Raw genomic sequence first — 12,444 nt, 5'->3', positions numbered from 1 at the left:
CACGCGCGCCCTTTTCCCGTCAAGTGACAAGTCTGTGAACAAAACAGGAACAAGGCTTGCGTTGTCCACAGCGATCGACGCCAACGCAAAGTTGCTCAGTTTCGCGAGCACTTGTCCCAGGCCTCGTTCCACAGGGCTGCCCCGACGCTAAGCCCTTGCCGAATCAGGTGAAAATGGCCTTGTCCACAAGACAGGCCGCCCTCCACTACAACGACCACCTTTAAGAGGCTGACATGATTGTGTTGAAAGGCACGCAGGAAAAACTGCTGAGCGCGCTGCAGGCGGTGGCCGGCATCGTCGAACGGCGGCACACCTTGCCGGTGCTGGCCAACGTGCTGCTGCGCAAGCTCGGCGATCAGGTCGAGTTCACGACCAGCGACCTCGAGATCCAGGTGCGCACGCGTGCCGAGTTCGACGGCGACACGGGCAACTTCAGCACCACGGTCGGCGCGCGCAAGCTGATCGACATCCTGCGCACCCTGCCGGCCGACCAGACCGTGAGCCTGAGCTCCAACCAGAGCAAGCTCACGCTCACCGGCGGCAAGAGCCGCTTCACGCTTCAAACGCTGCCGGCCGACGACTTTCCGCTGGTGCAGGAGGCCGCCGACTTCGGCCCCGCGTTCAGCGTGCCGCAGAAGACGCTCAAGAGCCTCATCAACCAGGTGCACTTCGCGATGGCGGTGCACGACATCCGCTACTACCTCAACGGCATCCTGTTCGTCGCCGAGGGCAAGACGCTCACGCTCGTGGCCACCGACGGCCACCGCCTCGCGCTCGCGCAGGCCACGCTCGACGTCGAGATGCCCAAGCAGGACGTGATCCTGCCGCGCAAGACCGTGCTCGAGCTGCAGCGCCTGCTCAAGGACGACGACTCGCCGATCGAGATGCGCTTCGCCGGCAACCAGGCCAAGTTCGCGTTCGCGGGGCTGGAGTTCGTCACCAAGCTGGTCGAGGGCAAGTTCCCCGACTACAACCGCGTGATCCCCAAGAACCACAAGAACCACCTGTCGGTGGGCCGCGTCGCCCTGCTGTCCAGCCTGCAGCGCGCGGCCATCCTGACGAGCGAGAAGTTCAAGGGCGTGCGGCTCAACTTCGAGCCCGGCGTGCTGCGCATCGCCTCCAGCAACGCCGAACAGGAAGAGGCCAAGGAAGAGCTCGAGATCGACTACAACGGCGACGCGATCGAGATCGGCTTCAACGTGACCTACCTGATGGACGCGCTGGCCAACATGGACCAGGAGATGGTGGGCCTGTCGCTGCAGGACGCCAACAGCTCGGCGCTGGTGACGGTGCCGGAACAAGGCGGGTTCAAGTACGTCGTGATGCCGATGCGCATCTGACGCGGATCAAGGCGGGCCGGGACGCTGCCCGCTTCCGATCGAACAGCGGGCGTCAGCGCCCGCTTTGACGTTTCTTAAGGGGCCGTGGCTAGCGCTTGGGCCCGGTGAGCAAGTGACATGAGCGACGACAACAAGCAACCGGCCGCCGACAACAGCGGCTACGGTGAAGGCAGCATCCAGATCCTCGAAGGCCTGGAAGCGGTGCGCAAGCGCCCCGGCATGTACATCGGCGACACCTCCGACGGCACCGGCTTGCACCACCTCGTGTTCGAGGTCGTCGACAACTCGATCGACGAGGCGCTCGCCGGCTATTGCGACGACATCGTCGTCACGATCCACACCGACAACTCGATCTCCGTCATCGACAACGGCCGCGGCATCCCCACCGGCGTCAAGATGGACGACAAGCACGAGCCCAAGCGCTCGGCCGCCGAGATCGCGCTGACCGAGCTGCACGCCGGCGGCAAGTTCAACCAGAACAGCTACAAGGTCTCGGGCGGCCTGCACGGCGTGGGCGTCTCGTGCGTCAACGCGCTTTCGAAGTGGCTGCGCCTGACGGTGCGCCGCGAAGGCAAGGTGCACCTGATCGAGTTCAAGAAGGGCGTGCCGCAGGACCGCGTGCTCGAGCAGCGCGACGGCTTCGAGATCAGCCCGATGAAGATCATCGGCGACACCGAGAAGCGCGGCACCGAGGTGCACTTCCTGCCCGACGACGAGATCTTCACGCAGAACTTCGACTTCCACTACGACGTGCTGGCCAAGCGCCTGCGCGAGCTCTCGTTCCTGAACAACGGCGTCAAGATCAAGCTGGTCGACGAACGCAACGCGAAGGAAGACAACTTCGCCTTCGCCGGCGGCGTGAAGGGCTTCGTCGACTTCATCAACCAGGGCAAGCGCGTGCTCAACCCCAACGTGTTCCACGCGGTGGGCGAGCGCATGAGCGAGCAGAACACCAACATCGGCGTCGAAGTCGCCATGCAGTGGAACGACGGCTTCGCCGAGAACGTGCTCTGCTTCACCAACAACATCCCGCAGCGCGACGGCGGCACCCACCTCACCGGCCTGCGCGCGGCGATGACGCGCGTGATCAACAAGTACATCGAGGACAACGAGCTCGCCAAGAAGGCCAAGGTCGAGATCAGCGGCGACGACATGCGCGAGGGCCTGGCCTGTGTGGTCAGCGTGAAGGTGCCCGAGCCCAAGTTCAGCTCGCAGACCAAGGACAAGCTGGTCTCGAGCGAAGTGCGCGGGCCGGTCGAAGAAGTGGTGAGCAAGACGCTGACCGATTTCCTGCTCGAGAACCCGAACGACGCCAAGATCATCTGCGGCAAGATCGTCGAGGCCGCGCGCGCCCGCGAGGCGGCGCGCAAGGCGCGCGAGATGACGCGCCGCAAGGGCGTGCTCGACGGCCTGGGCCTGCCCGGCAAGCTGGCCGACTGCCAGGAGAAGGATCCCGCGCTGTGCGAGATCTACATCGTCGAGGGCGACTCCGCCGGCGGCTCGGCCAAGCAAGGCCGCGACCGCAAGTTCCAGGCGATCCTGCCGCTGCGCGGCAAGATCCTGAACGTTGAGCGCGCGCGCTACGAGAAGCTCTTGTCGAGCAACGAGATCGTCACGCTGATCACCGCCCTGGGCACCGGCATCGGCAAGGGCACCGGCGGTGACGACTTCAACCCCGACAAGCTGCGCTACCACCGCATCATCATCATGACCGACGCGGACGTGGACGGCGCCCACATCCGCACGCTGCTGCTGACCTTCTTCTACCGCCAGATGCCCGAGCTGGTGGAGCGCGGCCACATCTACATCGCGCAGCCGCCGCTGTACAAGGTCAAGCAAGGCAAGAACGAGCAGTACCTGAAAGACGCGCACGAACTCGACGCCTACCTGCTCAAGGTGGCCCTGCAGGACGCGCAGCTCGACACGGGCCTGGGCGCCACGCTCGCCGGCGAGACGCTCGAGTCGCTGGCGCGCCAGTACGTGATGGCCGAGAACGTGATCGACCGCCTGGCCAACTGGATGGACGTGGAAGCCCTGCGCGCCATGGCCGCCGGCCTCGAACTCAAGCTCGACACGCTGGCCGAAGCCGAGACCAGCGCGCAAGCGCTCAAGTCCGCGCTGCACGACGCCGAGGTCTCGGCCGAACACGACGCGCGGCTGGACAAGCACATCCTGCGCATCAGCCGCAAGCACCACGGCAACGTGAAGAGCAGCGTGATCAGCGCCGACTTCGTGCACGGCGCCGACTACGAAACCCTGGCCACCGCCGGGCGCGCGTTCAAGGGCCTGGTGGGCGCCAGCGCCATCGTCAAGAAGGGCGAAGGCGAGAAGCAGAAGGAAGCGCAGGTCAGCGACTTCCGCGCCGCGATGGCCTGGCTGATGCAGCAGGCCGAGAACAGCGTCGGTCGCCAGCGCTACAAGGGCCTGGGCGAGATGAACCCCGAACAGCTGTGGGAGACGACGATGGACCCCAACGTGCGTCGCCTGCTGCGCGTGCAGATCGAAGACGCGATCGAGGCGGACCGGGTGTTCACGATGCTGATGGGCGACGAGGTCGAGCCTCGGCGCGATTTCATCGAGAGCAATGCGTTGAGGGCGGGGAATATCGACGTTTGACCGTCCCTGATCGACCACCCGGAAGTTGCGATCGTCGGCATCAACCGTATCGTCGGCCATCGGGGCGGCCATCGGATTCCCCTCCCGGAGAAGCGCGTGTTGAGTGAATCCAGCTTCGGCATCGCCGCGCCGTTTGCCGGCTGGCCCCGCCTGCTGCAGGCCTCGCTTTGCATAGGCCTGCTGATCGCCACGATTCTTCTGGCGCGCTACCTGTTGGAGATTGGCCGGCTCTCGGACGAGCGATTGCCTTTCGGCGTGATCTCGCTCGAAGCGCCGGGCACGTCGGCCCATGCACGGTGGATCGTCGAGCGACTCGGCGTCGACGGGGTGGCATCGGTGCGAAGGCAGACCTTGCTCGACTTCGCGTTTCTCACCGCCTGCGCGCTCACGCTGTCGCTGGCCTGCACGATGATCTCGGAAGCGACTTCAGGCCCGATGAAGGCCTACGGGATCATGATCGCGTGGGCCATTCTTCTGGCCGGTGCGCTGGATGCCGTGGAGAACGTCGCGATGCTGCGCATGCTGTCGGGATCGTTCGGCTCGCCGTGGCCGCAACTGGCCACGTTCTGCGCGACGCTGAAGTTCTCCATTGCGTTTGGCGCCTTCGCCTACATCGCGATGGGGCTCGCATCGCTGGGCTGGGGATGGCTGAGCCGGCGATGAGTCGGGGCCGCGTGGCGGCACGCAGCCTTCGACGGCACGTCGATTGCTGCGGCCGACAGCGCGGCGCCACGGCGTGCCGCATGCGGGCACCGCGATGCGCTACCTTGCCCTGTGTTGCGACTATGACGGCACGATCGCCCACCATGGCGTGGTCGACGAGGCGACGCTAGCTGCGCTCGAGCGCGTGCGCCAATCCGGACGCCGGCTCCTGCTGGTCACCGGGCGCGAGCTGCCCGACCTGAAGACCGCGCTGCCGCGGCTGGACCTGTTCGACAAAGTCGTGGCCGAAAACGGCGCCTTGCTCTACACCCCGGCCACGGACGAGGAGCGGCCCCTGGCCGACGAGCCGTCGCAGCCCTTGATAGAGCTGCTGCGCGAGCGCGGCGTGGCGCCGCTGTCGGTGGGGCGAAGCATCGTCGCGACGTGGCGGCCCCACGACGTCGCGGTGCTGCAGGCGATCCAGGAGCTCGGCCTCGAACTGCAGGTCATCTTCAACAAGGGCGCCGTGATGATCCTGCCAGCAGGCGTGAACAAAGCCAGCGGGCTGGTGGCGGCGCTCGATGAGATCGGGCTTTCGGCGCGCAATGCCGTAGGCATCGGCGATGCCGAGAACGACCACGCCTTCCTCGCACTGTGCGAGTGCTCTGTGGCCGTGGCCAACGCGCTGCCGTCGCTGAAGGAGAAGGCCGATCTCGTGACCACCGGCGATCACGGCGCGGGCGTCGCGGAGCTGATCGACGAGCTCGTCGGCGACGACCTCCGGCGCCGATCGGCCGGGCTGTCCCGGCGCCTCGTCCCCTTTGCCGACGCCGCCGACGGGCACGCGCTGGCCGTCGATCCGGGACGTTCCTGCGTGCTCATCGCCGGCACGTCCGGCAGCGGCAAGTCGACGGTGGCCAAGGGGCTGCTCGAGCGCATTGCCGCGCACGGCTACAGCTTTGCGGTCATCGATCCCGAGGGCGACTATGAAGGGCTCGAGGCGGCGGTGACGCTGGGCCATCCGCAACGCGCCGTCGGTGCCGACGAGGCGATGCAGCTGTTCAAGCGCGGCGAGAACGCCGTGTTGAACCTGTTGGGCATGCGCCTGCATGACCGGCCCGCATTCTTTCTGGAGCTGCTGCCGCGCCTCGCGGCACAGCGCGCGCAGACGGGCCATCCGCACTGGATCTTCATCGACGAAGTCCATCACCTGTTCCCGGCGGCGTCGCAGCAGTCGCTCGAGTCGGTGCTGCCGCAGCGGCTGCCTGCGGCCGTGCTGGTCACCGTCCACCCCGACCTGGTCGCCGAAGCGGCGCTGCGGTGGGTCGACACCGTGGTCGTCGTCGGCGAGCAGCCGGCCGAGAACCTGCGCCAGCTCGCCCGGGCCACCGGGCGGCCTCTGGCGCTCGACGACGAAGACGCGGCGATCGAGCGCGGCGAGATCCTCTTCTGGCGGCCTGACGACGGCGCGGGCCCGATGCGCGCAAGACCGCACCCGACGCGCACCGAGCATCGCCGGCACACGCGCAAATACGTCGAGGGCGAGCTGCCGCCGGACCGCTGCTTCTACTTCCGTGGACCCCAGGACAAGCTCAACCTGCGCGCGCAGAACCTGTTGATGTTCATGGAGATGGCCGACGGTGTGGGCGACGAAGTGTGGGAACACCACTTCCGGCGCGGCGACGTCTCGCGCTGGATCGCCACCGGCATCAAGGACGACACGCTGGCCGAGGAGGTGCGGCGCATCGAGGCGCTGGCGGACGTGAATCCGCAGCGCGCGCGCAGCCTGCTGCGCGCGGCGATCGAGCGGCGCTACACGCTGTCGGCGTAGGTGCCGGGCGCTTGCTCGACCGCAACGCGTCGATCTGCCGTCAGGGGCCAAGCCGCAACTGTGGCGCCCTGCGTTGTAGATTTCCGCGACTGGCCGGCCGGGGTAGCGCTGCGGCGGGATTCAACGCTCGTGTCTAGGGTGGGTGCAAATGGCTCAGAGATGATCGACAAGCTGGAACTCAACCATCTCCGGACGCTCAGCGCCCTGTATGAGCAAAGGACCGTGTCGGCGGCGGCCGAGGCGCTCGATGTCTCGCAGCAAGCCGTGAGCCTGCAGCTCAAGCGAATCAGAGCGATTCTTGGCGACCCGCTGTTCGTACGCACGGGTCGCGGCATGGTACCGACGGCTTATGGTCAGCTGATACAGCCCCATGTCCGCCAGTTACTGGCGCTGATCCACGCCATGCCGATGCCGACGTCGGCTCCGCTGGAGGACATCGAGCGCAGCTTGGCCATCTCGGCCACGGATCATGCGCAACGCATCATCGTCGGCGACCTGGTTCGCGAACTTCGCCGCGCGGCGCCGCGGGTCAAGGTGAAGATCTCCAACATCGAGAGCGCCGGCTTGGTCCGTCGGATGCAGGAGGGTGAAATCGACGTGGCCTTCACGTCGAACGGCTATGTGCCCGAAGGCCTGCTCTCGATCCCGCTCTTCACCGAGAGGTACGTGTGCGTCGCCGCCAGGCCGCTGAGCGAAGGGCGCGGCGAACTGTCCTTGGAATCGCTCGTGGCCCATGACTTCCTCGTCGTGTCCCCGGCCGTGCCCGGCTTTGACGGCTCGGCGGGAAGCTGGTTCGAGCAGCAGGGCCTGCGGCGCCGCGTGGTGGTGTCGGTGCCGTCGTTCTTCATGGCGCTCGAGTACCTGCGGCAGACCGACATGGTGGCCTTCATGCCGTCGCGGCTGCTGCCTTGCGACGGGCTGTTCGAGGTGCCACTCGAGAAGCATCCGCCCGGCTTCCAGGTGGTTGCGGCCTACCATCCGCTGGCGATGTCCGACCCGCTGCTGACCTGGGTGCTCGACCACGTACGCACAAGGTTCGGTGCAGCAAGCGAGCGGCGCTTGTGACCGCTACAAGCGTGCCGACATGGTGCGCGGCTCGGGCCGTTCCTAAGCTGTCGAGCATCGCAACTCAGCATGGGACTGTGCATGGGCACGAAGCTGGTCAATCCCCCCGGCCTTTATGACGGCGCACCCGTCGGCATGTCGCAAGCCAAGGTGGACCTGGCGTCGGGATTCGTCTTCGTATCGGGCCAGGTCGACTGGGACCGCGAGTCGCGTGTCCGACATGCCACGCTCGCCGGTCAGGCCGAAGGCGCGATCGAGCACCTGGCCACGGTGCTGAAAGAGGCCGACGCCTCGCTCGAAGACGTTTTGCAGCTGCGCGTGTATGTCCGCGGCGAACTGGCCGACGGCATGTCGCAGATCGTGCCGGTGCTCGCTCGCCACTTTGCTGCGGTCCGCCCTGCCTTGACGGGCATCGGCGTGGCCTCGCTGGCATCGCGCGACACGCTCATCGAGATCGAAGCGTTGGCCAAACTTCCTGAACACCCGTGACGGTTCTCGGGACGATCCCTTCCCTACCGCCGTGCCGGCGGGTGGATCGCCGCCTCCGGCAGCCGATACGCTCCCTGATCGAGCAGATCAACGCCACACTGCAACTGCTCGACCCAGTCGAAGAAGTCGGCAATCGCCGCCCTGCCCTCGATCGGCGCGCCGTGCTGCGGCACCAGCATCGCAATGTCCAGTCGCCGCGCCATGCGCGCCCACAGGCGCAGCACCTTGTTCGACACCATGTAGCGGCGGTGGAAGCCTTCCATCAGCGGAATGTGCGCAGCGAGGTCGCGAACCGCCGTCTTCGCCTTCGCGCCGCTGGTGAGCGAAACCCCAAGGTCGCCCGTGAACAGGATGCGGCTGACCGGATCGTAGAAGTGGAAGTTGCCTTCCGAGTGAAGGAAGTGCGCGGGCAGCAGCCACAGCTCGCTCTCGCCCAGCGGCAGTCGGCCGCCGGCGTCCGGCACGCCGATCACGCGCTCGAGCGTCTTGCCGCTCTTGGCGAAGTGCGGAACGAAGCGCTCCCACACGCGCGAGATCACCAGCTTCGCCGATGTTGACGTGAGCCAGCGATCGAGCGAGGCGATGATGTCCGGATCGGCGTGCGAGGCGAGCAGGTAGCTGAGCCTGTGCGGCGAGAAGTGCCGCGTCATGCCGACAAACAGTTCGTTGAAGGCGATGTTGCCGCCGGGGTCGATGATCGCGCCCGCGCCATGGTCGATGACGAGGAACTGGTTGGACTGCACGGCCTCGTGGCCTTCGTCCATCAGGTCGCAGAACATCAGGCAGGCATGGTCGCGATGGCGAAAGAGTTCAATGGGCACGGGTCGGGTCCACAGCCGGCAGGGGCGCGGATGCTAGGGCGCCGCGCACCGCGCGGACTTGAGCCAGCTCAGGGTTCGGCGTGATGGCAGTCGCCGGCCTCCGGAGTCGCCGATGCATGACCGGCGTCAAGGCGCGCGGGCGCGGCCTTCTGCAGGATGCGCACGATGCGAGCAACGCCATCGTCCCCTGCCCCCGCCGACGTGCTCGTCGTCGGCGCCGGCCCGGCGGCGCTGGCGCTCGCCTGTGCGTTGGCCGATGCGGGCCTGCAGGTCGACGTCTTCGAGCAGCAAGCGTTGGCCGCGCTGGAAGCGCCGGCCGATGACGGCCGCGAGATCGCACTGACCTATCGCTCGCGCCGGCTGATGACCGAGCTGGGACTGTGGTCGCGCCTGCCGGCACAGGCCATCGCGCCGCTGCACGAGGCGCGCGTGCTCGATGGCGATGGGCGCCAGCAGCCGCTGCGCTTCACGCCGCGGCCCGGCACGGACGGACCGCTGGGCTGGCTGGTGGCCAATCGTCACATCCGCGCCGCGGCGTTCGCTGCCGCGAGCTCGCGCGCGCAGGTGCGCGTGCACGGCGGCGCGCAGGTCGCCTCGCTGCACCTGGATGCGCAGCGTGCCGGGGTGCGCCTGGCCGATGGCCGACGCTTCGACGCCGCGCTCGTCGTGGCGGCCGACAGCCGCTTCTCGCCGACCCGCCGCCTGGCCGGCATCGGCGCGTCAATGCGCGACTTCGGCCGCAGCGTGATCCTGGCTTGCGTCGAGCACGAGCGGCCGCACGACGGCATCGCCTGGGAATGCTTTCGCTACGGCAACACCCTGGCGCTGTTGCCGATGAGCGGTCAGCGCAGCTCGGTGGTGCTCACCGTGGCCAGCGATGCGGCGCCCGAATGGCTGGACTTGCCCGACGCCGAGTTCGCGGCGCGTGTCGAAGCGCAGGCGGCGCATCGGCTGGGCCGGCTCGCGCTCGTCGGCGCGCGCCACCACTACCCGCTCGTGGGTGTGCATGCGCAGCGTTTCGTCGCGCGCCGCTTTGCGTTGATCGGCGATGCCGCGGTCGGCATGCACCCGGTCACCGCTCAGGGCTGGAACCTCGGCCTGCATGGCGTGGAGGCCCTGGCGCGCGAGCTTGCGGCGGCGCGCCGCGCAGGCCGCGACCTCGGCGACCCTGCGGCCCTGCAGGCCTTCGAGCGCGCGCATTGGCGCCGCACGTGGCCGCTGTATGCCGGCACCAACGCGGTCGTCTCGCTGTTCACCGATGACCGGCCGCTCGCTCGCATGGCGCGCCGGCTGGTGATGGATGCCAGCGAGCAGATGCCGCTGTTCAGCGGGCTCGTGAAGCGCTTCGTCGCGCGCCAGCTCACCGAAGGCGGCGCCACCCGCGTGCGCGAGCCGCGACCCACCCCGAGAGAACTGCTGCCATGACCGAACTGACCTGGACCGACGCGCTCGCCCTGCAACTGCCCGCCATGGACGACACGCACCGCGAGTTCGTTGACCTGCTTTCGATCGTCGCGCGCGCGGCCGACGACACCTTGATCGCCGCCTGGGCCGCGCTCATCGACCACACCGACCACCACTTCGGCCAGGAAGACCGGTGGATGCGCGAGACCGGCTTCAGCTCGGTCAACTGCCACACCACGCAGCACGGCGTGGTGCTGCGCGTGATGCGCGAGGGGCTGGAACTGGGCCGCGCGGGCCGGCTCGACGTGATCCGGCAGATGGCCGGTGAGCTGGCGCAGTGGTTCCCGCAGCATGCGCAGACCATGGACGCCGCGCTGGCGCTGCACCTGCGCAGCGTCGGCTTCGACGCCGCCTCGGGCGAGCTCGCTCGCCCCGAGCTGCTGCCCGAGGCGCCGATCAGCGGCTGCGGCTCGGGCAGCTGTTCTCCGGCGCCGGCGGGCCAGTCGGGCTGATGAGGTGTCTCGAGCGCCGATCGAATGTCCATCGCGTCGGCACAGGTATGCCCCGGCATGGGTGTATCGTGGTTCTCGCCACCGGAGCCCCACATGACAGCCGCTTTGCATCTCTCCCCCGCGTTGCGCCGCGAAACGCTGCGCGACGCTCTTCCCGGCACGGTTGATCTGCTGGCGCGACGTCGTGCCGGCGATATCGCCGAAGGCTACATCGAGGACTATGTGGCCCTGAACTGGCTGGAGTGGTGCGGCGGCTGGCTGCGTCTGACGACGACCGGCGACAACATCTGCAAGCAGCTGGTCGAGCGTCTCAAGTGACCCAGCCGGCCTGCGCGAAGCAAGCTCTGCAGGCGCAGCTGCTCGCCAGCCTGGTCGAACAGCGCCTGCGCGCGGTGCCGATGCTGCGCGACGCCATCGCGCAGGATCCTTCGTTCACGCTTCGCATCGCCGTGCCGAGGCTCCACGAGCGCGATGTCCGCGGACGCAACTGGGACATCGTCGCGTTCCAGACCGGCTTCATGCACTGGCCGCAGGGCCAGGCCGAGTTCCGCGCGATCGTCAACGACCTGCGCACGACGTACGACCTCGCCTGAGCCCGTCCCCCGCTGCCGCGTGTTGACAACCCGGCGCATCGGCGCATGATCGCCGGCGGGTTACCAAGCACCCTTCAGGGCGGGTTGATGTCGGCGCCGCGGGGCTCGCGCGGCCCGGCCCTTGCGTGGAGCGAAGCATGCACCGCTTGCGCAGAACGCTTGTCCAGGCCGCCGCGCTGCTGCCGGCGCTGGTCATCCTGCCCGCTGCGGCGCAGCAGCGCGCCTGGCGCATCGTCATCATTCCCAAGCTGGTCGGCATCGCCTACTACGACGCCGTCAAGCGCGGCATCGATGCCGCGGCGAAGGAGCTGCCGGACGTCGCGATCACCTGGGTCGGCCCGGCCCAGGACCAGGTCGAAAAGCAGATCGACCTGATCGAGCGCCTCATTCCCACCAAGCCGGACCTGATCGCGGTCGCGGCCAACGACCCGGTGAGCATCGCGCCGGTGCTCGCCAAGGCGCAGCGCGCCGGCATCCGGGTCATCAGCTGGGACGGCGACAGCCGGCAGCGCGAGTTCTTCGTCAACCTGGTCGATTTCCAGGACTTCGGCGATCAGCTCGTCGAGGTGCTCACGCAGGAGATCGGCGCCAAGGGCGATCTCGCCGTCGTGACCACCAGTTTCAGCGCGCCCAACCAGACCAGCTGGATCGACGCGATGAAGCGCACGATGTACGCTAAGTACCCCGGCCTGCGCATCGTCGACGTGCGCCCCGCCGGCGAGAGCACCGAAGGCGCCTACCGCATCGCGCAGGACTACCTGGCCTCGATTCCGGGGCTGAAGGCCATCGTCGCGCTGGGCGCGCCCAACCTGCCGGGCGTTGCGCGTGCCGTGCGCGAGGCGGGCCAGGCCGGCAAGGTGGCGGTGGTGGGCAACTCCACGCCCAACCAGATGCGCGAGTTCCTGAAGGACGGCACGGTCAAGACCGTGCTGCTGTGGAACGCGCCGGACCACGGCTACCTCACGGTCTACAGCGCGCGCGAGCTGCTGGCCGGCGGGCTCAAGGTCGGCCAGCCGTTCAAGGCCGGCAGCCTCGGCAGCTTCACGCCGCGCCAGGACGCGATCAGCATGCAAGTGGCGCTGCCGGTCCTTCGGTTCACGAAGGACAACGTGGACCAGTTCAGGTTCTGAC

General features: G+C 67.8%; 12 protein-coding genes. 11 read left to right on the top strand and 1 reads right to left on the bottom strand.

Annotated features, from left to right (window positions below; genetic code table 11):
- Positions 1–233 precede the first annotated feature (233 nt).
- From dnaN to ACO2TI_RS13695, 6 genes are all read left to right on the top strand, one after another.
- Positions 234–1,340, top strand: a complete 1,107-nt coding sequence (gene dnaN, locus ACO2TI_RS13720; protein ID WP_423285034.1) for a DNA polymerase III subunit beta — start codon at positions 234–236, stop codon at positions 1,338–1,340.
- A 117-nt stretch (positions 1,341–1,457) separates the two neighbouring features.
- Positions 1,458–3,956: a DNA topoisomerase (ATP-hydrolyzing) subunit B gene (gyrB, locus tag ACO2TI_RS13715; RefSeq protein ID WP_423285032.1), complete on the top strand. Its 2,499-nt coding sequence runs from the start codon at positions 1,458–1,460 to the stop codon at positions 3,954–3,956.
- Between the two features lie 99 nt (positions 3,957–4,055).
- Positions 4,056–4,619: a hypothetical protein gene (locus tag ACO2TI_RS13710; RefSeq protein WP_423285031.1), complete on the top strand. Its 564-nt coding sequence runs from the start codon at positions 4,056–4,058 to the stop codon at positions 4,617–4,619.
- A gap of 94 nt (positions 4,620–4,713) precedes the next feature.
- A complete protein-coding gene (locus ACO2TI_RS13705; RefSeq protein ID WP_423285029.1) occupies positions 4,714–6,429 on the top strand; it encodes an HAD hydrolase family protein in 1,716 nt (571 codons plus the stop codon).
- Between the two features lie 159 nt (positions 6,430–6,588).
- The gene (locus ACO2TI_RS13700; protein ID WP_423285028.1) at positions 6,589–7,494 is read left to right on the top strand and encodes a LysR family transcriptional regulator; all 906 of its coding nucleotides are present in this window, start codon (positions 6,589–6,591) and stop codon (positions 7,492–7,494) included.
- 81 nt (positions 7,495–7,575) lie between these two features.
- A complete protein-coding gene (locus ACO2TI_RS13695) occupies positions 7,576–7,983 on the top strand; it encodes a RidA family protein (protein ID WP_423285026.1) in 408 nt (135 codons plus the stop codon).
- Positions 7,984–8,006: 23 nt separating this feature from the next.
- Here the strand turns inward: ACO2TI_RS13695 and ACO2TI_RS13690 are convergent, their stop codons facing one another.
- The gene (locus ACO2TI_RS13690; protein WP_423285024.1) at positions 8,007–8,804 is read right to left on the bottom strand and encodes an MBL fold metallo-hydrolase; all 798 of its coding nucleotides are present in this window, start codon (positions 8,802–8,804) and stop codon (positions 8,007–8,009) included.
- A 165-nt stretch (positions 8,805–8,969) separates the two neighbouring features.
- Between ACO2TI_RS13690 and ubiM the strand changes: the two genes are divergently transcribed.
- The 5 genes from ubiM (at position 8,970) to ACO2TI_RS13665 (ending at position 12,443) form a co-directional block, all read left to right on the top strand.
- Positions 8,970–10,229, top strand: a complete 1,260-nt coding sequence (ubiM, locus tag ACO2TI_RS13685) for a 5-demethoxyubiquinol-8 5-hydroxylase UbiM (RefSeq protein ID WP_423285023.1) — start codon at positions 8,970–8,972, stop codon at positions 10,227–10,229.
- A complete protein-coding gene (locus tag ACO2TI_RS13680; protein WP_423285022.1) occupies positions 10,226–10,720 on the top strand; it encodes a hemerythrin domain-containing protein in 495 nt (164 codons plus the stop codon). Before ubiM ends, ACO2TI_RS13680 begins: the two co-directional genes overlap by 4 nt.
- Before the next feature lie 93 nt (positions 10,721–10,813).
- Positions 10,814–11,038, top strand: coding sequence for a hypothetical protein (locus ACO2TI_RS13675; RefSeq protein ID WP_423285021.1), 225 nt, complete (start codon positions 10,814–10,816; stop codon positions 11,036–11,038).
- The gene (locus ACO2TI_RS13670; protein ID WP_423285020.1) at positions 11,035–11,313 is read left to right on the top strand and encodes a hypothetical protein; all 279 of its coding nucleotides are present in this window, start codon (positions 11,035–11,037) and stop codon (positions 11,311–11,313) included. Before ACO2TI_RS13675 ends, ACO2TI_RS13670 begins: the two co-directional genes overlap by 4 nt.
- A 137-nt stretch (positions 11,314–11,450) precedes the next feature.
- Entirely contained in the window at positions 11,451–12,443 is a 993-nt protein-coding gene (locus ACO2TI_RS13665) for a substrate-binding domain-containing protein (protein ID WP_423285019.1), read from the top strand.
- Position 12,444: the final 1 nt, after the last annotated feature.

It is taken from the genome of Caldimonas sp. KR1-144 (genome assembly GCF_049446155.1).
Classification (GTDB): domain Bacteria; phylum Pseudomonadota; class Gammaproteobacteria; order Burkholderiales; family Burkholderiaceae_C; genus Rivibacter.
Note: the sequence above shows the minus strand (reverse complement) of the source record. Positions and strands in the feature narration are given on the sequence as shown.

Bases quoted from the DNA above. Each gene is read 5' to 3' on its own strand.
- dnaN (WP_423285034.1), top strand. From the start codon at position 234: ATGATTGTGTTGAAAGGCACGCAGGAAAAACTGCTGAGCGCGCTGCAG.
- gyrB (WP_423285032.1), top strand. From the start codon at position 1,458: ATGAGCGACGACAACAAGCAACCGGCCGCCGACAACAGCGGCTACGGT.
- ACO2TI_RS13705 (WP_423285029.1), top strand. From the start codon at position 4,714: ATGCGCTACCTTGCCCTGTGTTGCGACTATGACGGCACGATCGCCCAC.
- ACO2TI_RS13700 (WP_423285028.1), top strand. From the start codon at position 6,589: ATGATCGACAAGCTGGAACTCAACCATCTCCGGACGCTCAGCGCCCTG.
- ACO2TI_RS13695 (WP_423285026.1), top strand. From the start codon at position 7,576: ATGGGCACGAAGCTGGTCAATCCCCCCGGCCTTTATGACGGCGCACCC.
- ubiM (WP_423285023.1), top strand. From the start codon at position 8,970: ATGCGAGCAACGCCATCGTCCCCTGCCCCCGCCGACGTGCTCGTCGTC.
- ACO2TI_RS13680 (WP_423285022.1), top strand. From the start codon at position 10,226: ATGACCGAACTGACCTGGACCGACGCGCTCGCCCTGCAACTGCCCGCC.
- ACO2TI_RS13675 (WP_423285021.1), top strand. From the start codon at position 10,814: ATGACAGCCGCTTTGCATCTCTCCCCCGCGTTGCGCCGCGAAACGCTG.
- ACO2TI_RS13665 (WP_423285019.1), top strand. From the start codon at position 11,451: ATGCACCGCTTGCGCAGAACGCTTGTCCAGGCCGCCGCGCTGCTGCCG.